This is a genomic window from Bacillus sp. RC242, assembly GCF_044908245.1.
GTDB lineage: Bacteria > Bacillota > Bacilli > Bacillales > Bacillaceae_G > Bacillus_A > Bacillus_A mycoides.
In genome coordinates this window covers 1-25,255 of the sequence record NZ_JBIYCZ010000025.1, presented here as the reverse complement: position 1 = coordinate 25,255, position 25,255 = coordinate 1, and the positions used below count along the sequence as shown (strand labels likewise).

The 25,255-nt window shown below is 34.4% G+C and carries 17 protein-coding genes and 5 pseudogenes; 7 read left to right on the top strand and 15 right to left on the bottom strand.

Annotation, left to right across the window (positions count from 1 at the left end; translation table 11 throughout):
• Nucleotides 1–523: 523 nt before the first annotated feature.
• Together ABH957_RS28140 and ABH957_RS28135 are read right to left on the bottom strand one after the other, a co-directional pair.
• A complete protein-coding gene (locus ABH957_RS28140; protein WP_002069075.1) occupies nt 524–1,135 on the bottom strand; it encodes a GTP pyrophosphokinase in 612 nt (203 codons plus the stop codon).
• A 126-nt stretch (nt 1,136–1,261) separates the two neighbouring features.
• Complete coding sequence (locus ABH957_RS28135) at nt 1,262–2,761, bottom strand: DHA2 family efflux MFS transporter permease subunit (protein WP_002204065.1); 1,500 nt, start codon at nt 2,759–2,761, stop codon at nt 1,262–1,264.
• Nucleotides 2,762–2,946: 185 nt separating this feature from the next.
• Between ABH957_RS28135 and ABH957_RS28130 the strand changes: the two genes are divergently transcribed.
• Together ABH957_RS28130 and tnpB are read left to right on the top strand one after the other, a co-directional pair.
• Nucleotides 2,947–3,858, top strand: coding sequence for a TetR/AcrR family transcriptional regulator (locus ABH957_RS28130; protein WP_404512753.1), 912 nt, complete (start codon nt 2,947–2,949; stop codon nt 3,856–3,858).
• A gap of 583 nt (nt 3,859–4,441) precedes the next feature.
• A complete protein-coding gene (gene tnpB / locus ABH957_RS28125; RefSeq protein WP_404512761.1) occupies nt 4,442–5,563 on the top strand; it encodes an IS200/IS605 family element RNA-guided endonuclease TnpB in 1,122 nt (373 codons plus the stop codon).
• Between the two features lie 200 nt (nt 5,564–5,763).
• On the opposite strand, the pseudogene ABH957_RS28120 reads toward tnpB, so the two are convergent.
• The 4 genes and pseudogenes from ABH957_RS28120 to ABH957_RS28105 form a co-directional block, all read right to left on the bottom strand.
• Nucleotides 5,764–5,973: pseudogene (locus tag ABH957_RS28120) on the bottom strand (S-layer homology domain-containing protein); the annotation flags it as partial.
• A 222-nt stretch (nt 5,974–6,195) separates the two neighbouring features.
• On the bottom strand, nt 6,196–8,271 hold the full coding sequence (locus ABH957_RS28115; protein ID WP_404458093.1) for a serine hydrolase domain-containing protein: 2,076 nt from the start codon (nt 8,269–8,271) through the stop codon (nt 6,196–6,198).
• Nucleotides 8,272–8,364: 93 nt separating this feature from the next.
• Nucleotides 8,365–9,527 (bottom strand): annotated as a pseudogene (locus ABH957_RS28110) (serine hydrolase domain-containing protein).
• Nucleotides 9,528–9,593: 66 nt separating this feature from the next.
• Nucleotides 9,594–9,848: a hypothetical protein gene (locus ABH957_RS28105; protein ID WP_033707390.1), complete on the bottom strand. Its 255-nt coding sequence runs from the start codon at nt 9,846–9,848 to the stop codon at nt 9,594–9,596.
• Between the two features lie 764 nt (nt 9,849–10,612).
• On the opposite strand from ABH957_RS28105, the gene ABH957_RS28100 reads away from it, so the two are divergent.
• Nucleotides 10,613–11,059: a MarR family winged helix-turn-helix transcriptional regulator gene (locus ABH957_RS28100; RefSeq protein WP_000817662.1), complete on the top strand. Its 447-nt coding sequence runs from the start codon at nt 10,613–10,615 to the stop codon at nt 11,057–11,059.
• Between the two features lie 32 nt (nt 11,060–11,091).
• Nucleotides 11,092–12,036 (top strand): acetyl-CoA carboxylase carboxyltransferase subunit alpha, encoded by a 945-nt coding sequence (locus tag ABH957_RS28095; RefSeq protein ID WP_000050726.1) that lies wholly within the window; start codon nt 11,092–11,094, stop codon nt 12,034–12,036.
• 484 nt (nt 12,037–12,520) lie between these two features.
• On the opposite strand, the pseudogene ABH957_RS28090 reads toward ABH957_RS28095, so the two are convergent.
• From ABH957_RS28090 to ABH957_RS28080, 3 genes and pseudogenes are all read right to left on the bottom strand, one after another.
• A pseudogene (locus tag ABH957_RS28090) lies at nt 12,521–12,742 on the bottom strand (DDE-type integrase/transposase/recombinase); the annotation flags it as partial.
• Nucleotides 12,743–12,745: 3 nt separating this feature from the next.
• Nucleotides 12,746–13,010: pseudogene (locus ABH957_RS28085) on the bottom strand (tautomerase family protein); the annotation flags it as partial.
• 44 nt (nt 13,011–13,054) lie between these two features.
• On the bottom strand, nt 13,055–13,603 hold the full coding sequence (locus tag ABH957_RS28080; RefSeq protein WP_215551253.1) for a DUF4865 family protein: 549 nt from the start codon (nt 13,601–13,603) through the stop codon (nt 13,055–13,057).
• A 237-nt stretch (nt 13,604–13,840) separates the two neighbouring features.
• Between ABH957_RS28080 and ABH957_RS28075 the strand changes: the two genes are divergently transcribed.
• Nucleotides 13,841–14,665: an MBL fold metallo-hydrolase gene (locus tag ABH957_RS28075; RefSeq protein WP_016093926.1), complete on the top strand. Its 825-nt coding sequence runs from the start codon at nt 13,841–13,843 to the stop codon at nt 14,663–14,665.
• 328 nt (nt 14,666–14,993) lie between these two features.
• Here the strand turns inward: ABH957_RS28075 and ABH957_RS28070 are convergent, their stop codons facing one another.
• The 5 genes from ABH957_RS28070 to ABH957_RS28050 form a co-directional block, all read right to left on the bottom strand.
• Nucleotides 14,994–15,533, bottom strand: coding sequence for a helicase (locus ABH957_RS28070; RefSeq protein ID WP_098800994.1), 540 nt, complete (start codon nt 15,531–15,533; stop codon nt 14,994–14,996).
• A 385-nt stretch (nt 15,534–15,918) separates the two neighbouring features.
• A complete protein-coding gene (locus ABH957_RS28065) occupies nt 15,919–16,491 on the bottom strand; it encodes a tyrosine-type recombinase/integrase (RefSeq protein WP_002191945.1) in 573 nt (190 codons plus the stop codon).
• Between the two features lie 491 nt (nt 16,492–16,982).
• Nucleotides 16,983–18,431: a serine hydrolase domain-containing protein gene (locus ABH957_RS28060; RefSeq protein ID WP_404512750.1), complete on the bottom strand. Its 1,449-nt coding sequence runs from the start codon at nt 18,429–18,431 to the stop codon at nt 16,983–16,985.
• Nucleotides 18,432–18,910: 479 nt separating this feature from the next.
• Nucleotides 18,911–19,909, bottom strand: a complete 999-nt coding sequence (locus tag ABH957_RS28055; protein WP_404512748.1) for an ETX/MTX2 family pore-forming toxin — start codon at nt 19,907–19,909, stop codon at nt 18,911–18,913.
• Nucleotides 19,910–20,117: 208 nt separating this feature from the next.
• A complete protein-coding gene (locus ABH957_RS28050) occupies nt 20,118–20,936 on the bottom strand; it encodes a hypothetical protein (RefSeq protein ID WP_404512746.1) in 819 nt (272 codons plus the stop codon).
• 733 nt (nt 20,937–21,669) lie between these two features.
• On the opposite strand from ABH957_RS28050, the gene ABH957_RS28045 reads away from it, so the two are divergent.
• Both ABH957_RS28045 and ABH957_RS28040 read left to right on the top strand, forming a co-directional pair.
• Nucleotides 21,670–21,870: a hypothetical protein gene (locus ABH957_RS28045; protein ID WP_002016954.1), complete on the top strand. Its 201-nt coding sequence runs from the start codon at nt 21,670–21,672 to the stop codon at nt 21,868–21,870.
• 1,487 nt (nt 21,871–23,357) lie between these two features.
• Complete coding sequence (locus ABH957_RS28040; RefSeq protein ID WP_404512759.1) at nt 23,358–24,788, top strand: IS4 family transposase; 1,431 nt, start codon at nt 23,358–23,360, stop codon at nt 24,786–24,788.
• A 257-nt stretch (nt 24,789–25,045) separates the two neighbouring features.
• Here ABH957_RS28040 and ABH957_RS28035 read toward each other — a convergent pair.
• Nucleotides 25,046–25,255 (bottom strand): annotated as a pseudogene (locus tag ABH957_RS28035) (IS4 family transposase); the annotation flags it as partial.

Genomic DNA, 25,255 nt, shown 5'->3' with positions numbered 1-25,255 from the left:
ACTTAAAATATTTCTTTCCATTAGACACATATAAACGTTCGGTAACAACATGAAATTATGGTCAAAGAAATATGAACTACCTGATAAAATATTCAACGGGATTTTTACCACCTAAATTTTCTGTTAATTCAGAATGTAGAACTTTAACATTTTGTCCCTAAGCAAAATTTACATTTTAGCGTGGTAAACCCAAAAAGCTAAATCACCCACCCAAATCAATACATGATATATCCTATTATATCTAGCGATCAGTCATGAGAAAAAGATTTCTTCCTAAGAAAACTTAGCCAATTAATAAAAAGTGTCTAAATTACTATCTTTATTACCATCTATTGTTGATAACATATTTACCAACTATAAAAAAGAACCTATTGAAGGTTCTTTTTTATTATAATCATTAGCATTTCAATTATTGATAATCATTGGTGTTGAATCTTTCTTTCCTCAGCTGCAATCAAGCATATGCGTCCTTTTTATATAACATGTTGTTTCATGCGATCCTATTTATTCTTAACATGCCTCTTTAACCTTTCAAACCTTCCACTCTTACATGAATGTCCCTCATCTTTTCATCCAAAGATTTTGCAGTTTTGGCCGCGTCAATAAGCTCTTGCTCCAGATAGAAAGGGATTTTTTTGTCATACTTATAATAAATTTTATGTTCTAGGCTAGCCCAAAAATCCATCGCTAAGGTTCGAAGCTGTATTTCAACATAAACAGTCTCTACTTTTTGGGATAGTGTTACAGGTATTTGTACAATTACATGTAAACTCTGATACCCATTTGATTTTGGATTTTCAATATAGTCTTTCACCTGTACAATTTTAATATCATTTCGCTTGGATAGCTGAGAATAGATATCATAAATGTCATTTACAAAAGAACAAATGATTCTCATACCTGCAATATCATACAACTGTTCTCTTGAGTTTGACATTGTAGGAGAAATTCCTTTTCTATCAAGTTTTAGTTGAATACTTTCGAATGATTTAAGTCTCGTCTTAATATGCTCAATTTGATTATGGTTTTTTAAATACTTTGCTTCTTCAGCTATTATATTAATTTTGGTTGTCATTTCATCTAAAGCAAACTTATATGGTAGTAAAAATTGACCCCATTTTCTTACATCTTCCATGTTAATCCCCCTCTTATTTCAACTTTTCACATGTATTGTTCAATTGAATCAATCACATTAAAAACGTTCATCAGATAGACAGAAAGAAGATGCCTTAACTCTAAAAATTCTTCATTTTTTAAACAACTAATTTATGTTCTCAAGTCGATCATCTACTTGATTTGAAATTGGAACTGTTGTTCTTTTAAGAAAGAACGATAGAATAAATGCTACACCAGCAATAACAGCTGATACTAAAAATGCATCATTGATTCCTGAAATAGTTGCTTCCATGGAGATATGCTGCTGTATTTTTGCTAAGGCTTCACCAGTAGGTGCATTTGTTAGCTTATTTATAGCATTAGACATCATTTCTTCTACATGTATTGCTGTTCGATTAGACATAATTGTAACGAGTAGGCTACCACCAATTGCTCCTGAAACCTGTTGAATCGTACTATTCATTGCTGTTCCGTGTGGTGTGAATTCTGGTGGTAATTGATTTAAACCATTCGTCATAATCGGCATCATAACCATTGAGATACCAAGCATACGAGTTGCATATAACACAACTAAATGTGTATACTCAGTGGATCCCGTTAGTTGACTAAATAAAAATGTTGTAACGATTACAATAGCTAAGCCAATAAACGCCAACAATTTCGGACCATATTTATCGAATAATTTTCCTGTAATAGGCATCATAATCCCCATGATTAATGCGCCAGGTAACATTAGTAAACCAGAATCCATTGCGGAAATACCACGGATATTTTGTAAATAAATCGGTAATAACAGCATGGCAGAGAACATCGCCATGTTTAAAGCCACTGAAATAATTGACGATAAAGCAAACATTGGGTATTTATATACTCTAAAGTCGAGCATAGGCTCCTCAAGATTAAATTGACGAACAATTAACCCTACCAACGATGCTAGTCCAATAATAATGGTTAAATAAACATTAGCTGCACTCCATCCACTGTTACCAGCAGAGCTGAATCCATATAAAATACCACCAAAAGCCAAGGCTGATAAGACAACAGATAATCCATCAATATTGTCATTGCTTTTTTCTTTGTGATCATGTAATTTAAAGTATCCCAAAATCCAGACTAAAGCCATTATAGGAGCCATCATTAAGAAAAGTACCGGCCAATCATAATGTTGGATAACCCACCCCGATAATGTTGGTCCAATAGCAGGTGCAAAAATCATTACTAAACCAAAAATCCCCATTGCTGAGCCACGTTTTTCAGGTGGAAATGTTGTATATAAAACATTCATTAGTAGTGGCATAATTAAAGCCGCTCCTGAAGCTTGAATCATACGAGCCGAAAGTAAGACTGAAAAACTTGGTGCAAATCCACCTATTAATGTACCAATTGTAAACAACCCCATAGAGGTTAAAAATAATCGTCTAGCCGTATATTTTTTTATTAAAAATGCAGTAGTGGGAATTAAAATTCCATTTACTAGCATATATCCTGTCGATAACCATTGTACGGTTGAAGCACTCACATCAAAATCCTTCATGATAGATGGTAAAGCTATATTAAGCAATGTATTACTTAATAACGCTACAAATGCTCCTATCATTAAAATCGCTAATAAGCTAAAAGAAGCTTTTGTTTGTTTTTCTTTCATGTATATGCCCCCTTCTGTACTATCGGTTTATTTTTATACCTCAAGTCCAACAAGGTTAATGATATCTCATTAGCAATTAATTATCAACAAAAATATACCGGTTGTCCAAAATTGTACTAGTTGTATTTTCTTTGTTACAATATATTTATTAATATAAGAGTATTACCTCTAAAGGAGCTTAAAATATGAATAAGAATAAGAAGAAAAGAGACGTTTTAGATAAAGCACATGAGCTATTTATAGAACAGGGATATCACGCGACATCTATTCAAGATATTTTAAATCATAGCAATATTTCCAAAGGTTCTTTTTATAATTATTTTTCTTCCAAAGGCGAACTATTCAAAGCTGTATTTAAACTTATCCAAGAAGAGATGCAAGTGGAAAGAGACAAATTACTTATTGGAGAAGATTGTAAAGATATTGCTATCTATATAGAACAAGTCAGCCTCATGATGGAACTTAATAAAAAAAACAAGTTAATGCAATTAATTGAAGATGTGCTTGTATCAAACGATCCAGATCTCATACAATTTATTAAGCAGTCTAAATACTTATTTTTAAGTTGGGTGTATAAACGCTTTACAAATATTTTCCCCGAGGATAAATCAAATTATTTAGTGGATTGTGCGGTTATTTTCATAGGTATGATGCAGAATATTCTTCATACCAGTAATGCATGGAATCAAACAATTACCATAAAGCAAATTGTTACTTATTGTATGGATCGGATAATTATCATTTTGGAAGATATTAGTGAAAAAAGCATTCAATTATTTACACCCGCATATATAAATGAATTTTTACCTCAATCAGATTATAATGATTTTTTTAACAATGAATTTTCAATTGCTACGCTAAACTTAAAAAAAGTGATTGAGAAAAAAAATGGTTTCGAAAAGCAGAAAATGACAACATGTTTAAACCTGTTGTACTTTATTCAAGAAGAGATTATGTATAATAAAGCAGATTCAAGAAAATTTTTAATTGAAAGTACTTTAACAACTTTAAAAAATAGTCCAGAAATCAATGCCACTCAGGAATATATACAATATGAACAAATTTTAGGGAAAATGGAGTATTTTCCGATTTCATAAATTTCATTTTCTTCAATCTAAACTATATACACAAATTTAAAGGTATTCTTATAATGAAAAGACCCTATATCCTGTATATATAGGGTCTTCCAATATATGTTTTTTATCATCATATTTAACGTTGGATGATATTTCTCAGCTATTCCTCTCTGGCCTTTCAAAAGTTTCTTTACCCATTTGAATTAAGTTAATCCCTCTTACAAAAACGATATCTGTTCTTACTCTGGCTTCATTCCTTTTGAAAAGTATTTTAACGTTTAACTCACATCTGATAGAGATAAGGAACTAATTTCTGGATTTTTGTTAACTCGGTTTATATAGGTTTCTTTTATTTACACTTGCGTACTTATATAGATACGGTGATGATTTTACTTTTTGTTTTTTTATTTTTATTTTATCATTTTAGCCAAGAAGACTCCTTCCTCAAGGAACGCGAAGTGAGTAGGTGGGAGATGAATTGGCTTCGGACAAGAGATGGCAGGAAGCCATCTTAATTGTTCGACATACATAAACTGTTACTTCACTATCTATCGAATATATGTTTGTTATATAATAGACACATGCCGAAATGGAGGTGAAATGAATAATGATTAATAAAGCATATAAATTTCGTATCTATCCAAATAAAACACAAGCAACCCTAATTAATAAAACGATTGGCTGTTCTCGTTTTGTATTCAATCATTTCCTATCTCTATGGGATAACGCATACAAAGAGACAGGGAAAGGTTTGACATATGGTACATGCTCTGCCATACTTCCTGCCATGAAGAAAGAGTTTGTTTGGCTCAAAGAAGTGGATAGTATTGCGATTCAGTCGTCTGTTCGCAACCTTGCGGATGCTTATACACGCTTTTTCAAAAAACAAACTAGTGCCCCGCGTTTCAAATCTAAGAAAAACAACGTACAATCTTACACCACAAAACAAACAAATGAAAACATTGCCATTGTAGGAAAAAAGATAAAGTTGCCGAAACTAGGTCTTGTTCGATTTGCCAAGAGTCGCGAAGTAAAGGGACGTATTGTAAATGCTACAGTTAGACGGAACCCTTCTGGCAGATACTTTGTGTCATTGTTAGTTGAAACAGAAGTGCAAGAACTTCCAAAAACACAATCTTACATCGGAATGGATGTGGGACTAAAAAATTTCGCCATTTTGTCAGATGGAACAACCTATAAAAATCCGAAGTTTTTTCGGTCATTAGAAGAGAAGTTGGCGCAAGCGCAGCGTGTTCTTTCTAGAAGAATAAAAGGATCTTCTCACTGGAATAAACAGCGAGTAAAAGTAGCTAGAATTCATGAATACATGACGAATGCTAGAAAAGATTACTTGGACAAAGTCTCAACTGAAATCATCAAAAACCACGATGTTATCGGTATAGAGGATTTGCAAGTATCGAATATGTTAAAGAATCATAAGTTAGCAAAAGCCATTAGTGAAGTATCATGGTCGCAATTTCGATCCATGTTAGAATACAAAGCAAAATGGTATGGCAAACAAGTCATTGTCGTATCGAAAACATTTGCTTCCAGCCAATTATGTTCTTGTTGTGGATATCAAAATAAAGACGTTAAAAATCTAAACCTACGTAAATGGGACTGCCCTTCTTGTCGTACACACCATGATAGGGATATTAACGCAAGTATTAATCTAAAGAATGAAGCGATAAGGCTTCTAACCACAAGGACTGTGGAGCTAGCCTAATCAATTAGAGTTCGTTAGAACTCTTTACTTAGGAATCCCTCACTTCTAAACGAAGTGAAAGTGGGGGTAGTTCAAAAAGGGGTTCTTTACAAACAAAAAGAAGGCATCTCGAATAAAGATTAATCAAAATGGCCTTCTCTACACATGCCCACCAACTTAAGAATTCAGAATTACCCCAAAACAAAAAATGAGCTTTTTTGCTACAAGTTAGCACAAAATTTCGTTCTGGGGGTATTTACTTTTCTTAGCTTGATAGCGATGTGGTAGGGCCCTATATTTGACTCTTTTTCTACACCTAGATATTCTAGAGTTCGTTCTAACATAAGTGCAGCCTGTTGACGTGTGAGTGTGCCATATGGCGTAAACTTAGTAGCTGAAACACCTCGGATAATTCCTGTATCGTATAGGGCTTGTACATCATAATACCGGCTGCGAACGTATTTACATCAAGAAGATTAATGGAGCAAATGATGATTGCCCTGAATTGGTATGATAGCTGTTTTTGCAGAGTTTGAGCGTGATATTATTCGTTGAAATTCTCTTCTTAAAGATAATACGTAAATACAAACAAAACCAGCAAAACACCGTTCCTATGTCGTACTGGTTTTGTTGAAGTCCATCTTGAATTGTAGCTAGTTCAACGTAATTGCAAATTCTGAGTTCGGTGCCCCAGCAATTACAACCGTTCCATTCTTCGGCAGTTTTACTTTGTTATTGCCGCTCACGATGGTAAAGTTGACGCATACTCCATCCTCATCATACACCGCGAACGCACCCTTCGATGGCAATGTCACGGTCATCCTTTTTCCTGCTGCCGCTTGCGGGATCGTAAACCATTTAGCATGCCCATTTGCTTGCAGCGTAACTTTGCTAGCATCAAGTGGTTTTACGCTGGTTCCACTTACGTATAACAACCCGGCCATTTCCATATATTCATTGCCGCCTTCTGTATAGAAATGCGTTTCCGTCGTATCACGGCCATTCATCACGGGGATCTGGAGCTGATGCGTCGCGGTGTTCGGACCTGTAATTTTTCTGCCCTCCCAATAGCCCGCCAGGCCTTCCTTACGAGTAATTTGTGTGGTAATAAGTTTCGGTTGTACGAGATATTCAATAGAACTAAATTTCTCATTCACGAGATAGAACTTGACACCTTCCCGCTTCGCCCATGCGGCAGCGGTTTTCTTCGATAGCACATTGTCTTCTAGTTTCTCGGCCAAATAGTGAGTCATCGCACCTTGCCCTAAGTCTGGTGTCGATTTATATGTGCTCTCCCTCAAATAAGTTCTTCCATTCTTCTCGGTGACAAAGTTGAGCTTAGAAGTACCCTTCTCATTAATAAAGCTTCCATCCGCAGTATATACATATTTTTCTTCTCGATTAGATGGTAAGAACAGTTCTCCATTCTTCGTAATTTCAATTTTGAAATGAGTTTCGCTATTGCCATAAAAGCCCGCTTTCTTTGCCACGTCTTGAGGCATCTTGACCTTGACCGGCTTGCCAAAAGATTTGTTCGGCTTGATGTTCTTAATTGTACCCTTCTCTTTAAGCACGGCGAGCAGCAATTCAGTTGCCAGCAGTTGATTTGTAGAGCTTCGTCCACCGGATGACAACACAGCCGCTGCCATTTTCTGTTCCGGAAGCACGACCAGTATAGCATGTTGCAGTGCCGTGTCGCCGCCCTTAGCCAAGCCTTTTATCCCATATTCACTAAATGGGTATAGTTTCACACTATCCCAGCCAAGACCATAGTTAAAAATATTATCTCCATCTCCCGGCCACATTCCTTTTTTATATTCCTCTTGCTCCATCGCCTTGACTACCTTATCAGAGAGGATCCCTTTTCCCTGTCCCATAAATAATTGTGAGAATCGTACCATATCTTCTGCCGTGGAAGAGACCCCTCCCGTACCAATCACATTCACCGATTCAATTGGAAGCTGCCCTTGGTACGCCGGAAAATAAAGTCCAGCCCGCTTTTCGTCTCTCCATTTGTCCTGCGGCGTTTTTGTATGATTCATCTTTAAGGGTTCTGTAAACCGTTGATGTAGAAATTCGGTAAAGCTCATACCGCTGACTCTTTCCACCAAAATTTCGGCCAGCGTAAAGCCATCGTTGCAGTATACCGAAAACGCGCCAGGGTCTGCTTTCAGGCTCTGGTTGGACAATTGCTGCAACAAGAAATCATGGGAATAGGTATCATTATCGTTAAATAAAAATGCATTACTTAACGTGGAACCTTGCAAGCCGGAGGAGTGATTCAACAACATACGCGGGGTAATGCGTTTGTACCGCCCATCTTTCATCTTAAAATCAGGAACATAGTTGACCACAGGAGCATCCAAATCGACTTTTCCTTCGTCGACCAATTTCATTACAGCCGCTGTTGCATACATTTTACTGACTGAACCAATCCCGTATAGAGTATCTTTGGTTAGCGGCTGTTCCCCTTCCATATCGTTCTTTCCAGCCTGCCCCGACAAAGTAAGCTTGCCATTATCAATTAGCGCATACTGCACGCTAGTCGTCCCATGGGACTTCGTGAGTAGCGCAGCCTTTTCTGCTGCAATCTTCTTCAGTTCTTGGCTAGCTACTTCTGCGTTAGATACAACTGTAGTCTTACCGTCAGAAAATGCTTTCGCCCCTGTTGGTAGAATCATAGTTAGCGCTAATGTAGCGGCTAATACACCAGTTAGTTTATTTTTCATGAGGGAATTGCCTCCTTAGATAAGTGATCAATTTCATCATTTATTTGTTTAACTATGAAAATATGATAAAATTTATCCGTTCTTCCTTTTGGCCTACTTGCTAAATTCAGCAAGTAAAATATTTTTAAAAGGATCATGATTATCAGCATTAAGGCTGTTCAAATTGACAGCTAATGTATGCTTGCCTCCAAGTGTGCCTCCAGCAAAAGTAACAAACCCTGGAATGCTACCTCCGTGTCCCCATATTGAGACACCGTTTGGAAGCTTAGTTTCATAGATTCCAAGACCATATCTGCCAAGTGCAGCTTCTCCTGTTGGAACTGTAGTAAGCATTTGTTTCAGTTGCTGTTCTTTTAGTAATTTACCCCCAAGTAAGAGAAGAATTTGTTTAAATCATCAGCAGTAGAAATCATATCTCCAGCCGAGCTTCCCATACTTGGGTTATAATAAGTAACATCTTTTGGCTCACTTACTCCGTCTAGTTGGATATATCCACGGGCATGCTTGGTTCCTGGAATCACGCTTGAATTGCCTGGTAAGAATGTATTCGATAATTCAAGCGGTTCAATAATCCGATTTTCAATCTCTTCCGCATAGCTGTTCCCGGTTACTGTTTCAATAAGGATCCCTAGTAATACGTATCCTGTATTTGAATAAGACCAGCTCTTTCCTGGAGCAAAATCTGGGGGCATCGAAATCCCCATCTTTACTAATTCTTCAGCCCTATACGATTTTTTAGTATCCATAAGATTAAAGCCTTTTGACCTTGTGTATTCAGCGATACCACTTGTGTGGTTCAATAATTGCCGGATAGTAATCTGTTTATCATCATACCCGTTTCCTTGAATGACACCAGGCAACCATTTTTCAATAGAGTCGTCTAGATTCAAGCTGTTCTCTTCGGCTAATTGAAGTACAACTGTTGCCGTGAACGTCTTCGTCACGCTACCAATGCGAAAGCGAAAATCTGTTTTCATTGGTTTCTTGCTGCTCAGATTCGCTACCCCAGCGGCATAACTTCATGTTTTTCCACCCTCAGAAGTTTTAGCAAGTACCCCCGGGAATCCAAGTTGTAATGTATCCCGCACTGCTTGCTTGACAGAATTACGATCTCGTTGAGTACTTGTTTGTAACGAACTAGATACACTTTGAGTAGGTTCTGCTTTTACAATTAAGGTTGGCGTTGTGTATAACAGGGCACTTCCAGCTATTAAAAGGGCAAGACTTGCACATGTAATTTGACTATGTGTTTTCATAGGGCATTCCTCTCCTCTATTCATATTGTATAGGTGGTTTCTTGCTATTTCGTATTAACCACACAGCTACCATCTCCACCAATGAAAAAAGGTCAACATTGAATTCGTAATCATCTTCATAATTATTATTTTTACAAACGCCATTCTGTCCTGGGTAAATCCCTCTTTTTCCACATATATGTTAACCACAGAAATTACTTCTTTTCTTTGAAATACTCTTGTTACCGGTCTGTTTTTCATATATAAGTCATATCTGTTCCGCCTTTCACGCCTCTTTATATTTTTATCATACACAATGAAAATTTCTTTTTTCTTACCCATTTCTTACAAATTACTTACGTTCAAAATCGCTTTTATAATAGGGTAGAAGGAGCATCTGTGCCGTAAGGGTCAGTAAATATATTAATCAAAAAGAAACACAGAGGTTTTTTACTTCTGTGTTTCTTTTTTCCATCCTTTTAAATATTAAGAGTCGATTTACCCTTAACAGGATGAATTCTGGCTCTTTTCTAATGTAATTTTTCTTCTTGCAATACAACACAAATGAAATTGTGCTGCATGAAACACTCCTACCGTTGTTAAAATCACTTGTTTTTAAGTCAAAATTTATTTAACTTAGGGCAGATACTCCATATCCATCAGCTTAAGAAAAATAAACGCCCTCAAAACGAAAAAATAAACTACCTTCTCAAAGTAACTACCTGTAGAAAAAGAAAATGTTCATTTAGGAGATATATTAAAACCTTAGCTTGATAGTAATGTGGTGCTACCCCATGCCCATCAACTTAAGAATTTAGAACTCCCCCAAAAAATTATGAGTTTTTTGTTACAAGTTATCACAAAATTTTAGTTTTTTGGGTAGTTTTATTTTCTTAGCTTGATTGCGATGAGCGGTACCCCATAAAGGCCCCTGATACATAATTGATGTTCTGCCATTTGTAGAAAACAATCCACTTATACCATTTTAACAAGAAGAAATATCTCGTCCATGTTGTAATATTGGCTTACGTTAAGCTTGTGAAAAAAACATATTCATGTATAATACAATTGATGTATGATACATTAATTGTAGGAGGGTGACCTTTTTGAAAAGAGAAGATGCCTTAAAACTAAGAACAGATATTAAGAAAATGATTATAATAACTGGGGTTTTTGAATCTCAAAATTTGCCCAATGGACCATTTGAAAAACCTTTACCAACTTCTCAAATGATGGCGTTAGAGGAACTAGAGGTGGAAAAATTAACTGTTTGGCAACTATCCAATAAACTTAGATTAGAGACTTCAACTGTAAGTAGATTGGTAGATAAGTTAGTAAAAAAGGGGCTTATTTATCGTGAAGTAAATGAAAAAAATAGAAGAGAACTTTTTCTGCACCTCACAGAAAAAGGTCACATAACTGTTAATTGCTTAAGAGAGCAATCTATTACATTTTATCAAAGTATTCTCAATAATTTATCAGAATCAGAACAAAAAATAGTTGTGGATGGTTTTGAATTATTTATTGATTCTATTTCTAAGCCTTTTGATTAGAGTGAGGTAAATCATAACATTTGGAGGGTAAAATGAGTTTGGATTTTGAACGTCCTATTATTGAATTAAAAGAGAAATTTGATGAATTAAAGAAAATTATGAAAGAAAATAATGTAGATTTATCGCCAGAAATTCATGTATTAGAAAAACGTTTAAATAAAATGCAAGATAAAATTTATTCTAATATTACACCTTTTCAACGAGTTCAAATTGCAAGGCTACGTAACCGACCCACGACATTGGACTATATACCTTTATTGTTTACAAACTTTCTCGAACTTCATGGTGATCGATTATATGGTGATGATAAAGCAATGATAGGTGGTATTGCAAAATTTAAAGGGATGCCCGTTACGGTTATTGGTCATCAAAGAGGTAGAAATACAAAGGAAAATATAGAAAGAAATTTTGGAATGGCACATCCAGAAGGTTATAGAAAAGCGCTCAGACTTATGAAACAAGCTGATAAATTTAATCGCCCTATTATTACATTTATTGATACAATAGGCGCCTATCCAGGGAAAGGGTCTGAAGAACGTGGAATTTCTGAAGCGATAGCTCGAAATCTATTTGAAATGGCTACACTTAAAGTGCCAATTGTTTGTATTGTAATTGGAGAGGCATCAAGTGGTGGAGCTCTTGGCATTAGTGTCGGTAACCATATCCATATGTTAGAGTATTCATGGTACTCGGTAATTTCGCCAGAAGGAGCAGCATCTATCCTATGGAAGGACGCTAAGTATGCTCCAGAAGCTGCTGAACATATGAAAATTTCAGCAAAAGATTTAAAACATTTAGGAATTATTGATGAAATCATTCCTGAAATTAAAGGTGGAGCACAAAATGATATAAAATCACAGGCAAAAGTGATTGAATCTGTAATCGAATCATCTCTAAAAAAATTGATACTATTATCCTCGGAAGAGCTTATACAACAGCGGTATGAAAAGTATAGACAAATAGAGAATTATAAATGAAAATATTTAAAGTCCGTATTACATTTCGGAGGATTCTCGCAAAAAAATTCTAAATATTTTGTAAGTAACCTCTTAAACTGGGATATGCTGATACTATTACTCTACAAAAGGTGTGTGATCGGTATGGAAAAGGAAAATTTGTTCAAATGGAAGCATTATCACATACCCATCAACTTAAGAAATTGATTGTTCCCCAAAACGAAAAAATGAGCTGAATTCTCATAAATAACTGTAAAAAGGTGAAAATTTCGGTATGGGGGTATCTCAAAAGCTTAGGTTGATGGCAATGGGGTACCGCCAGCATTTTGTAAAATAACCTACGCTATGCGGTAAAATAAAATAAGCTGCCCATGTGGACAGCTTATTTACATAATTATCGAAAACGGAAGTTAATGTATCTATTAGTATTGGGAATCAATGAGTGTATAGGTTTTGCTGCAAAGTTTGAAAAAGCATAAACAGGTTGGTAAATGAGGAACAATGTTTAGGAAGTAGCTAGTAATTGTTGAAGTTCATTGTACGTTGAAAAGGCGGAGTCTCTTTGAAGACTTCGCCTTTGTTTATATAGGGCATGAATGGTCTCGATACCTTTTATAGTACGTGAAGCATGACGAAGATTTTGGAATCCAGAAGATTTGACAAAGCGCCGTTTTACATGTCGATGATCCTGTTCAATCAGGTTATTGAGATGCTTTATGGTACAATGTTTCAAACTCTTTTTTTGATTTATTGTTCTTCCTGGCCCACATGTAATAGAAACATACATTATTTTTTCTGTTCTCTTTTTTTCTCCTTCTAACAGGTAATACGGATCGTAAAAAAATTGGTTAGATGGATAGGGAAAAACATTTGAAAGTAATCATTTTCAGGAACTTCGAAATGTTCAATTAAAGAAAGGTGAATACTATTGCTTACCTTTTTAATTCTTCTTTATTCGATAGACCTTCAGGGTAATAAACGTTAACAAAAGGCATATACTCTCATTCCCTTTCTTGTTGTGTGGTTTTGAGATTAATTGTTATTTTGAAATATGCAAAACTTCATATACTGTAAGGTTGTCTGATGAGTTAACTTTTGGTTTTTCTTGATAAAAACTGAATTGACTATATCCCCATTTATCTGGATTATAAACTAATAAATTCCCCAAACTTTTTTCTGCATTTTCCACATAGTGATTAATAGTATTAAATGGCGTATTGGTTAATGATTTGCTTTCAGTAATATTCCCTGCATATTCAACAACATATTTACTTTTAATAAAATCTTTTTCTAAGTCAATAGACAAAGGAACACCGATATTAATTTGTTGCCATCCGAAGGATTCTAAAATATTGTCATAAAAACCATCAAAGATAAATTTGTTCATTCCTTGATAGTTATTCCAAATATATAACGGTGCATAGGAATTATATGAACTTTCATTCTTCTCTGCCTCAGTGATTAAATACGCTTTAAAGTTAAGCCCTGGAAAACTGTCCGTCTTGTGTCCATTGTCTTGCACCCTTTTTTTAATAATCCCCATATCATAATCTTTTGGCAAAATGACCTTATATTGCATTCCAATCATGTTCATCACTCACTTTCAATATTATATAAATTATGATAAATCGATATTAAATAAATGTAAAATAGGTATAAATTATACACGGTATCATTTATAATGATACCCAATAAGGGGTGTTATGTTAATTAAAAGGTAAGTATATATAATTATTTTTGAAGATTCTCAATATATAAATAGATTAATTTTAGTTTGAAGTTTATAATTAATTTGTGAGAAATTTTATAACAAAGGGGCATACATATGTTAAATTACATCTGCACTACATGCGGCGTTCAATATTCTAAAAGTCAAGAAGTTCCTTCTGATTGTATAATTTGTAATGAAGAAAGGCAGTATATTAATCCATCTGGACAATCATGGACTACTCTTGAAAAAATGCAAAAAAGTAAATTATATAAAAATGAAATTTTAAAAGAAGAAACTGGTTTATATAGCATTAATACAAAACCTGAATTTGCAATTGGGCAGACAGCTTATTTAATACAAAGTCAAAATTTTAATGTTTTGTGGGATTGTATTACTTATTTAGATGAAAATACAATACAAGAGATACATAAATTGGGAGGTATACAAGCAATTGTACTTTCCCATCCTCACTATTATTCTACACAAGTAGAATGGGCAGAAACATTTAATGTTCCAATTTATATTCATGAAGATGATAAAGAGTGGGTAAATCGTTCAAGTAGACAAATTATTTTCTGGTCTGGAGAATCTTTGGTATTAACTGATGAGATTACAATTTATCGTTTGGGAGGGCATTTTAAAGGTGGAGCTATTTTACATTGGAAAGATGGCAGTGATAAAAAAGGGCTTCTTCTGACAGGCGATATCATTCAAGTTGTTGCAGATCGTCAGTGGGTAAGTTTTATGTATAGTTATCCAAATTTGATTCCGTTACCAGCTAATAAAGTAAAAGAAATGGTAGATAAGATTAAAGACTTACCTTTTAATCGTTTGTATAATGCATTTCATAGAGTAATAATCGAGGATGCAAATGAAGCTGTTCAAAGATCTGCTGATCGCTATGTAAAAGCTTTACAAGGAACACTTTTTCATACTTAAATCTTAAAAATAAAGAATGACTGTTAAAACAGTCATTCTTTATTTTTAGATTTATATAGGGGTACAGCCGCATGCCCATCAACTTAAGAATTTTATAATGCCCCATTGCTATCAAGCTAATATTTTATAGTACCCCCAGAACGAAATTTTGTATTAACTTGTAACAAAAAAGCTTATTTTTTTGTTTTGAGGTATTTGCTTTTCTTAGCTTGATGGTGATGTGGTGATCCCTAAAAACAAGGACAATAAAAAAGACCGTCTAACGACGGTCTCATGAAGTAAAGCCCCCCTTTAGTTGAACAAAAGCAGGTAAGTTTCTCATGATTTCTCACTTCTTAAAATTTTTTTGTTTGACAAAGATAAAGTGGTCTTCAGGCTTCCAAACGTGCAGATGGTCAGCGATGTATCCGCGTAGCCACAACACGCCATTAATTCGTCTAAGATAAAAGCCTTTCGGAAAATCATCGTCTTTAGTTAATATTTCCGATGCTATTGTGATGGAGCCAGATGGAGCTTGATGTTGTTGTGAGGCATTCCCCAAATAACCTTCAGGCTGTTCCAGATACTCCAATCTTAGTTGAGGTCCCAGCTCAAGCGGACACAATTCCAAACCAAGTTCGCTCGCTCTTTTAAAGAGCTGAGCCGTAGTAGCTCCATCAGGAAAGCCAAGGTCTATAACGGTTAGTTCAACGGTCTCCAGGCTGTACTTTGTATTAGAAGTCGTAAATTTATCATCAGCTAGCAGTCTTTCTCCATACTCATTCATCAAAATGGAGTATTGTTGCAATTTCTGAATAAGCTGTGATTTCGTAAGTCCGCCAACCTCTACTGTTCTAGTAATAATTGGACAATCAGGGTATATTCGCATTTGTAGTCACTCCTAAAAAATTGGGTATAAGAATTTAAAATTAATACATTCTACAATTTTCCATAAATCCCTTTGTTGGAGTAAAGACCCATCGCTATTAAGCTAACAAAACTAAACTTTCTTAAAATGAAAAAATACGCTATTCTTTCTGTAGAATCATAGGTAAGGATGGCGTTTTTTATTGATTACAAATGGTCAATTGGTGTTCCCGTCCGAAAGAGGTATGAAATAGAGTCTTAAATTACAGTCCAGTTTATAAAAATCACCCTATAAAGGGGACTATGGAAAATGCTAATCCGTCCTATATGAGGTACCATCAACATTTTAACGTTTGTTGATAGTACCTCATATATTTTCAACAAAACAAAAAAGCATTTCATTTAAATTAGATGCGGAATGTGTCAAGTACATTATCTTTTTCTTCCTTATTAATCCCGATGTATCTTAGTGTAATTTGTGGTGTACTATGATTCAATATTTCTTGTAACATAGCAATATCCTTTGTTTGCTTGTAAAACCAATATCCAAATGTTTTACGCATGGTATGGGTACCTAAAGATTCGACTCCGGCAAAATCCCCGGCTTTTTGTAACTGTCGATAGGCTTGAATTTTACTAATGGGTTTATCACCTTTTCGAGAAGGAAATAACCAGGTACTTTTTAGATTTTCAGCGTATGGAAATACTTCCTCAAAAATAGAAGTAATATTTATGATACGTTCCTTTTTTGTTTTTCCTTCTTTAACTTTAAATTCTTTCCTCTTTTTTCGCTTTAATTTTAAAATCTCATTCGTTTCCATTTTAAGTAAGTCACTCACACGTAATCCAGTATTAATCCCAAGTAGGAATAAAATGTAATCACGGTCTGAACAATGACGTTTAAGAGACCATTTCATATCTTCGAGCTGTTCTATGCTCCGAATTGGTTGTACATCAATTAAATGTTGCTTTTTATCCATCTGCTTTTCAATCCCTTTATTTTCAATGATTTGAATGTATACTTTTTTGTCTATTTTTATAATATCAATGAAATTAGATGAAAGTCAATGTTTAAGGGGATATGAATGTAAACTTTTGGTGAAAAGTTTACATTCGATTTTTTATCATTTATAGCTAATTTTGTAATTAATTTCTCAATATAGAGGAAGATATCATTTGTGGTTTTAATGTTCAAAATTAACAAAAAATACAATAAATTTAAAATAAGATGGTTTTTCCTTTTGCTTATGTACAGAGATAATAAAGTTGTTTAATTTACAATAAAGTCATTTAAAAAATAATATAGTAGTTTAAAAATCCTTCTTCTACTAACGAGGCAGGTTAGTGGAAGAAATAGCAAGTGGGTTTAACTAGGAGAAGTGTCGATGACATTACAGAAGACACCGAGGTGTCTTCTGTTTTTTAAATTAAGGATATCGATAAATTAAGATTTATTTACTTAACATTGTACTTATTTTCGGACCGAGGCATCTAATCGGTGAGTATATACAAACCAAGTAATGCTTGCTGTTAATAATGTTGACGAAATTAAAGCTGTAAGAACACTATATGTTTGCCAAATAAGTATCGTTGACCAATCGAAGGCAAAAAACATTATACACTGGGCAATCGTAGCGATTAGGAAAATAATTGTTACGATTGTTCTCTTTTTTGTCATTGGCTGCTGCTCATTCGTTTTCCTTTTTCTTAATCCTAAGAAAAATAACAGAATGGCTAATAGGCAAAGAATAATTGTGGTAGACGACAAAATGATGTCCAAAAGCTGTGTGCCACTTATCTCATATGACTGAGTTAGATTGCCGTTTAATATATTTTTAACTTGTAGTACCAGGTTTATATTGGTATTTGCGCCGTTGCTCAGTAAGCAGATGGCTGTTCTTTCATTTGGCAGTATGGCTACTTTGGTACTAAAATTTGGATTACCCCCAGTGTGTTCTATAAACGTTTGTTCGGCGTTTACCGACCAACCTGCCGCATAATACATATCATTGACAGCCGAAACAGACATATCACCCCTATGTGATTTTTCGATGGCCCTGTGAAATATTTCGGGTATGTCCTGCACGATACCCATCTGTATGCCCATCCAACGCGCCATATCTTTTGTATTAGAAATGATATAGCCGGCAGGTTTATTCCCAGTATAATCCGGAGCGTTAAATGGAGTTGTTATAAAAAAGGAAGAACGGTAACCCTGTGCTAACTGTCCAGTGGCTTGAGCATCTTCTTTATAAACATACGTCTGGTGAAGACCTAAGGGTAGAAATACCTGCTCCTTCATAAAGTCTTCATAGCTTTGTCGTGATACAATCTCAATAACCAAACCCAATACGTCATAATTAACGGTTCCATAGTTATATTGTTCACCAGGAGAGAACGCCAATTCTGCATCTACCAGCGTTTCCACAGTCTTTTGCAACATATCAGGCGTATTACCTTGTGGAATATTTTGAAGATGTCTAATATTTGTTAGGCCGCTGGTATGGTGAAGAAAGTTATTTAGTGTAAGGTTTTGCATATCAACAGGTTTACCTTGATACTTTAACGTAAACCAAGGTAAATATTTTTGGATAGGGTCAGTCATTGATAGCAGCCCTTGCTCTTCCAATAGCAAAATCCCCATACCAGTAAAAGCTTTACTCACCGAGGCCAACTCATAGAGTGTATTTTCACTTGCAGACAGTCCCTTTTCAAGATCTGCATACCCAGAAGAAAAGTAGAACACTTCACCATCAGCAAGTATTGAGAGTGACATTCCAGGCACACCTGACGTACGACAGGCATCATCTAGCAATGCTTGTATTGCCACAGATTTCGAATCTGACAACGCATAACTTTGTGTTGCGAATCCTGAGAATAATATAAATATCGTTAATACAAAAACAATAGTCTTTTTCATACACTCTCCTTTCTGAAGAATTATAAGGGTATAAATAACTTATTTTTATAACTATAAACTAAATTCTGATTTATATTTCTATTTATCTATATAATATCAAATAATTGTGAAGAGTTACACTTAAACTAACGGGGGCGTTAGTTTAATAAGAAGTAAACAACTTTATTATTCATTTTTTAAGCATTACATAAGCAGATGGATATAATTTGAAACAACTTTAAAGAGCCTTGCTGCATATAGAATGTAGTAAGGCTCTTATCTTTTTTAATCAAAATTCAATAACTTTATTATCACTATACAGCTTAAAGATAAGATCGTGTATGCCGATCTTATCTTTTTTATTTGTAAATTTTTGATACAAAAAAAGAATCCTTATTATAAGGATTCTGCAACAGGAAATAACAATAATAAATCGTTATATTTAATACATAATTCATGTAATACTATCAGAACTTAATTCCCTTCAATTGCATATATTTCTATTCAGACTTACTCTGAGTTATCTCCATTCGACCTGATTGAACCGTGCGAACTTTTTCTACCTTCTTTGTTACTAAATCATATTCTTCCTCCACAACAGTATAGTTAGTCGTAGTAAACTCTGCATCTAATAAACCGATTCCAGAGACTGAGACAGTTTGTGAATCATCATTTAGTACAATTTCATTGTCAGTAACATATTCCCACATTTTTGGAGAACCTAAAGAGACCGTTTTTAGGAAAGGATAGATGTCCCCTTTATGCCAAGCACCAGGGCCTCCATGATCTACTGTTGATTGTATGTTATAAGCACCATAAAACTTGGCATTTGCTGTAATGTCTTGAGAAGTTAGCGTTCCTCTTAGTACCTGAGCCTTAACATGTACCCCTTTTCCTGATGGAACTTTAACTTGTAATGGAGGTACTGTTAAAGTTTTTTGGACTGTATGAGTATCTGTAGTAGTTGTAGACCAATCTGTTTGTACTGTAACCTTTGCGACAACCTCTACACCTACTATGTCGAAAACGTCCAAGTCTGTTTTAACAGATACTTCTGTACCAGCTTTTATCGTTTTAGTTTTTGTAACGGTTGTTGTATCAGTTACCTGTTCCGAATATTGAAGTGTTGTCATTGTTTGTTCTACGGAAGTTTTATTTTCTAAATCTTGAATGGTGTAATAAAAAGGCTCTGTATTAGCAAATAATTTTCCAGCATCTACACTTAATTGTACATCCATTACATCAATACCTTCTAAATTACAATCGTATGCTATTTGGTCATCCTTATCTCCTGTATCCGCTGCGCAATTTGAAGATATTTTATTTGAAATAGGGAAAGGATAATATCCATTATCACTCCATTTATTACCCGCTTTATTGAATGTGTCCATATCACAACGTATTAAATTATAAACGGGAAAAAAACCTACATTCTTTAACACCTCAGTTAATTCTACACTTACTTTAAGATTACCCACTTGTGCACCTTCAGATTTCATAGAGAAGCCTCCCATTCAATTTGAGAATATAAAAAATTCAGCTTTGCTAGTTTATTTTATATTTAAATGGTAGGAAATGTAATTGATAAATAAATTAACTTATGAAAAATGAACAAAGAAAATATCCCTTTTATATAAAAAAACGTTTATTTAAGATCAAAAAAAGAACCCTTTCAACAATAAGGATTCTTGACCATATTTCACATTTTTATTGGCTATCATCCATCTTATTTACATCCGAAAATTCTAACTTTGTATAATCCATATTTGGATTGTTTTCTTTTGCTAACTCGCTAATACCCAACATACAGGCAAATTCTTTTGTCTTTGGAGTTCGAATTTGATAAGTCTTCTCAGTTTCATTCGATTTAAGTACAACATCATAAGAAGACTCATGGATCTTTGTTTCAACTACTTTTACGTTCTGCCAACTTGGTTCTATTATTGCCGATAGTGCGTTTCCCTGAATAGATTGTAATTCTTCTTCTGTTGGAACTACACTTGAAAAGTAATTAACCTGACACGTTTCATTATCTTGATTATTAATATTAAAAGTCACCGCAAAGTTGTAATCTCCCTTAGTATTATCTTCAGTCTTAATTATGTATTGAGTACTTGGTTTAATAAGGATGATTTCAACTGAGTTAGCTAGTCTTGCTATTCCAAAACTTGTTATTGCGTCATACTCTGAATATGCTGATACTTGCTTAGTTACAATAGAACCATCAATTTTCAACTCTACATCCCATAAAGACTTCTCTTCATCAAATCGATTTGTTGTCATCGTTAGAAATATATTGCTCTTACCAAAATGCAAATGGGTATCTAACCACTTACTAAATTTGTTTTTATCAATATAATGTTCTATATGCTCAAGTATGTTTCTTCTAGCCTCCTGCGCATCCTCTGCATATGTATCAATATAAAGTTCAAAAGAACCCCATCGAGAATCATTATCACCCATTTCAAATTCGACTACTGTATCGTGATGGCAAAATTTCAAACATATTGTATGTTTTTTCAACATATTATCATTCCTCCTTATAGTGATTAAGTAATTAGTAAGAGTTGTACAAATATATAGCCTCTAAAAAGAGAACTAATATAATTATAATTAGAAGCTTTAAAATATAATATTGAGAAAGTTTACAATAGAGTGTCCTACATGGCTTATTTCAAGACTTTTGTTTTTGACTGCTACTAAAATGTCATCTCTAAGGCGACTTAATTTATGATGATTTTTTAGCGTAGGATATTCGAGCTTTGTTAACGGTAACCCTGTGATTGAAAGTAAACTTCTGGCTAAAAGTTTACTTTCGCTTTTTGAATCATTTATAGCTAATTTTGTAATAAATTTCTCAATATAGATATACTTGTGAATTATGGTTTTAATATTCAAAATTAACAAAAATTAAAGTATAATAAAAATATGATGGTTATCACTTATGTTTACTCCTTGTGCTGAAGATAAGATCGTATTCTCCGATCTTATCTTTTTTTGTTTGTAGAAATTTAATGCAAAAAAATAGAATCCTTGTGTTAAGGATTCTGCAACAGGAAATAACAGATATATAAGGGGTCCCTCCAACATAACGCGAATCTTGTACGCTAAAGAATTATTCAGTGTCTTTTTTTAACATATCGATTAATAAAATAAATTATACAAATAATTTGTTATACCTCCATGTACCCTAGCTGATATAATGTATAAGGTAATTATTGTTTAATTAAAGGTACATATATTAGGAGGTACATAAGCCATGATAGAGTTAATTACGGCATTTTTCTTACTAATTCTCCATTCCATTGTTTATCTCTTTTCAAGTGGAGAAACTAAGCAAATAGCAAAAAAACATATAAAAGAAATTCTTAATAGTCCGGATGGAGTAATAATATTAATCGTTGCTGCGGCACTTTTAATCGGGGGGATATATTTATCTTTTTATGGTTTCAGTTTATGACTATAAACTAAAATTATATCCAAGTATACGAGACAATGGTTCACCTAGGAAGCATGCGTATTATGGTGGAGAATGGGACACAGATGGTCTTTTTGGAGAAGCCAAATATGTTTATAATAAAACTGATGAATCGGTTAATAAGTAGTATATAAAAGCCTAATATATTTCTATAACAGTAGGCCTTTGAGTTGATAGCGAAGTGATTTCTTAAAGCCTTAAATATTAAGGATTTTTTCATTATGGGATAGCACCAATCGCAAATTCTGTACGCTAAGGCTACAACCACTGATGTTACAAGGATTGTATAATAAGAACCGAAAACGATCGTTTAGGGAACTCTATTTAATTCTAATATAACTGAAAGAAATACAGTCAAAAACCAGTTCCAAAACTCATTATCAAAAACAAAGTACCATAACAAACATTAAATGTCGTTTATGGTACTTTGTTAACGTATGGTAAAACCAAGTTTTTCAACTTGAAAATTCCTTAGCGTACGAAATTAGCGTTATGTTGGCGAGACCCCATGCCCATCAAGCTAAGAAATTCATTGTTCCCCAAAACGAAAAAAATGACCTAAATTCTCATAAATAATGGTTGTAGTTATATAAAATTTTTGTTTTAGGGATACCTCAAAGTGTTAGCTTAATAAGAATAATACTTAGCCTCCTTTAGATAAAAAAGGGGCTTTTTTACATATAAAATCACATGGGTCTTGATTGAAACTGAACTACCAATAACATTTGAAATAAAATCCCTTTTAATAACTAATGTAGATATATTTGCGAAATATATGAGAGCAACCGCTCAAAAGTAAAATGGTGATTTAAGTTAGCAAAAAGTACTCATCTGAGTACTTTTTCGCTCCATTTACGATGATATAAAGGGGGTTGTAATATACGTATTAATATTTCTTGTTGCTGAATATGTTTAAAAGAGATCGTTCTGCAATTCACAGAATGGTTAAATGAAAATACTTTTATATACGATTAATTTTAGTAATCATTCAACTTGGAAGATGTTAAAATATACCTATATATCTTAGGATATGAAAAAAGGCGGTAATTTATAGATAGTGGGATATACCATTCGAAATTAAGTATATGTATGGAGGGATAGTTTGAAAATATTAAAAGTACTTTACCGTATTTTACTGATAGTATTTCCGGTATTTCTATTAATTTTTTCTATATTGAATCTCAGTACAAGAGCCTTTGGTCAACCAGCTAACTTTGATTACTATTTAATATGGGTATTAATTTTTTTACTTTTAATAGGGTATATTGTTCAGTTCTTTTCAAAATATAGAATAGTTGGATTTATAATTATTTTGGTTTCACCCATAATAATTATAAGTTGCTCGGTCTTTTTTCATCAATATTAGGGGTCCCGCCCTATCGCTATCAAGCTAACAAAACTAAACTTCCTCAAAATGCAAAGATACGCTATTCTTTTTGTAGAAACATACAGAAAGGATGGCGTTTTTGATGAACCCTATCATTTCAAATGAACTGGATCTTTTTGCACAAGAGCTACAATACTTTTTATCTCCAGTAGTCCTACAAGATATCGCCAGACAAGTTGGCTTTGTACAGCGATCTAGTAAGTATCAAGCAAACGAACTCATTGCCCTTTGCGTATGGCTCAGTCAAGAAATTGCTAGCACATCACTTGCACAATTGTGTGGTCAGTTAGAAGTTTCCACTGGGGTACTTATAAGCCCAGAAGGACTGAATCAACGCTTTAATTCAGCTGCCATCGCATTTCTTCGAGAAGTCTTTACTTCTCTTCTCACACAAAAATTCTGTTCAAATCACTCACTTTCTGCACACGTGATCTCTACTTTTAATCGTATCCGTATTTTAGATGCAACAGTGTTTCAACTGCCTGATCATTTCGCCACTGACTATCAAGGTTCAGGTGGAAGTAGTAATACGGCAGGCGTGAAAATCCAATTGGAATATGATTTACTTAGTGGTCAATTGCTTAACGTGCAGCTTGGACCAGGAAAGAATAATGATAAAACATACGGTACCATCTGCCTTGAAACCGTAGAGGCGGACGATTTATGTTTACGTGATCTTGGTTACTTCGATTTAGGAGACTTACAAACTATCCATGATAAAGGGGCTTACTACATCTCGCGGTTGAAGCTGAATACAAGGATTTATATCAAGAACCCTGAGCCGGAATACTTCAACAACGGCACGTTAATAAAGCAAACAGAATACATCCAGCTTGATATGACACAAATGATGTTGGGTCTAATCCCTGGTGAAACGATAGAAATTCCCGAGGTATACATTGGCCAAAATCAGAAACTTCCAGCACGTGTCATTATCCATCGTTTAACCGATGATCAAACGCAAACACGCCTGAAAAACCAAGCGATACGTGAAAAGAAAAAAGGCATTGTCATGAAGGATAAAAGTAAACGTTTAATGGGTATGAATGTATATATCACGAACACTTCTCTAGAAGGGGTACCAACGAACTACGTGCACTCACTGTATTCACTTCGTTGGCAGATTGAAATTTTGTTTAAAACGTGGAAGTCATTTTTTGAAATCGATGAATGTAAAAATATTAAAAGAGAACGCCTAGAGTGCCATTTATATGGACAACTCATCGGCATTCTCCTCTGTTCTTCTACGATGTTTCAAATGCGACAGTTTCTGCTTGAAAAGAAAAAGCAGGAGCTGAGTGAATACAAAGCGATTTATATGATTAAAGATTACTTTCCGTTACTGTTTCAAGCGATAGCCATTGGCACAGAAGAACTTTTGAAAATTTTGCATCGTCTTTATCTACTGCTCAAAAAGAACGGTCGTAAATGTCATCGGTATAAGAAAATGACCGTCTTTGATATTTTAGGGATTGTGTATAAAACGACGGTGAAGTATAGACAAACTGCCTAGCGAAAAAATCACGCTTTAATAGGCTTCTTTAGTATGCCTACTTTTCTATCAATTGCTAGTCTTAAACCAAGGATCGCTTCATATCTAGTAAGTTACTTGGTTAGCTTGATGGGCATGTGGCGAGACCCCATCGCTATCAAGCTAAGCTTATGCAAAGTCAATTTTAGGCGAGATTGTTTCTTTTTTCTAAGGGGCAAGTGTAGGTGATTGAAAGATTTGCATACGAAATAAACCCTAATGGGTTTCACTTTTTTGAATTAAGCGGCTTGATTATCAGACATGGAATTGTAAACGACACCTAATATATCAAAGACCGTTTTTTTCTCATATCGATGAGATTTCCGCCCGTTTTGCTGTAGGAGATTGAACAGACGAAGTAACACCTTTGATAGCTCTTGGGTGTTTTTTTGTATAGTTTGGAATAGAAGAAGAAAATAGTCTTTAATCATATATATGGCTTTATACTC

Coding starts and splice junctions, on each gene's coding strand:
- ABH957_RS28070 (WP_098800994.1), bottom strand. CDS start 15,533: ATGCGAATATACCCTGATTGTCCAATTATTACTAGAACAGTAGAGGTT.
- ABH957_RS28040 (WP_404512759.1), top strand. CDS start 23,358: ATGAACCCTATCATTTCAAATGAACTGGATCTTTTTGCACAAGAGCTA.
- ABH957_RS28130 (WP_404512753.1), top strand. CDS start 2,947: ATGAATAAGAATAAGAAGAAAAGAGACGTTTTAGATAAAGCACATGAG.
- ABH957_RS28105 (WP_033707390.1), bottom strand. CDS start 9,848: ATGGGTAAGAAAAAAGAAATTTTCATTGTGTATGATAAAAATATAAAG.
- ABH957_RS28115 (WP_404458093.1), bottom strand. CDS start 8,271: ATGAAAAATAAACTAACTGGTGTATTAGCCGCTACATTAGCGCTAACT.
- ABH957_RS28055 (WP_404512748.1), bottom strand. CDS start 19,909: ATGAAATCTGAAGGTGCACAAGTGGGTAATCTTAAAGTAAGTGTAGAA.
- ABH957_RS28140 (WP_002069075.1), bottom strand. CDS start 1,135: ATGGAAGATGTAAGAAAATGGGGTCAATTTTTACTACCATATAAGTTT.
- ABH957_RS28045 (WP_002016954.1), top strand. CDS start 21,670: ATGATAGAGTTAATTACGGCATTTTTCTTACTAATTCTCCATTCCATT.
- ABH957_RS28050 (WP_404512746.1), bottom strand. CDS start 20,936: ATGTTGAAAAAACATACAATATGTTTGAAATTTTGCCATCACGATACA.
- ABH957_RS28060 (WP_404512750.1), bottom strand. CDS start 18,431: ATGAAAAAGACTATTGTTTTTGTATTAACGATATTTATATTATTCTCA.
- ABH957_RS28065 (WP_002191945.1), bottom strand. CDS start 16,491: ATGGATAAAAAGCAACATTTAATTGATGTACAACCAATTCGGAGCATA.
- ABH957_RS28095 (WP_000050726.1), top strand. CDS start 11,092: ATGAGTTTGGATTTTGAACGTCCTATTATTGAATTAAAAGAGAAATTT.
- ABH957_RS28135 (WP_002204065.1), bottom strand. CDS start 2,761: ATGAAAGAAAAACAAACAAAAGCTTCTTTTAGCTTATTAGCGATTTTA.
- ABH957_RS28080 (WP_215551253.1), bottom strand. CDS start 13,603: ATGATTGGAATGCAATATAAGGTCATTTTGCCAAAAGATTATGATATG.
- ABH957_RS28075 (WP_016093926.1), top strand. CDS start 13,841: ATGTTAAATTACATCTGCACTACATGCGGCGTTCAATATTCTAAAAGT.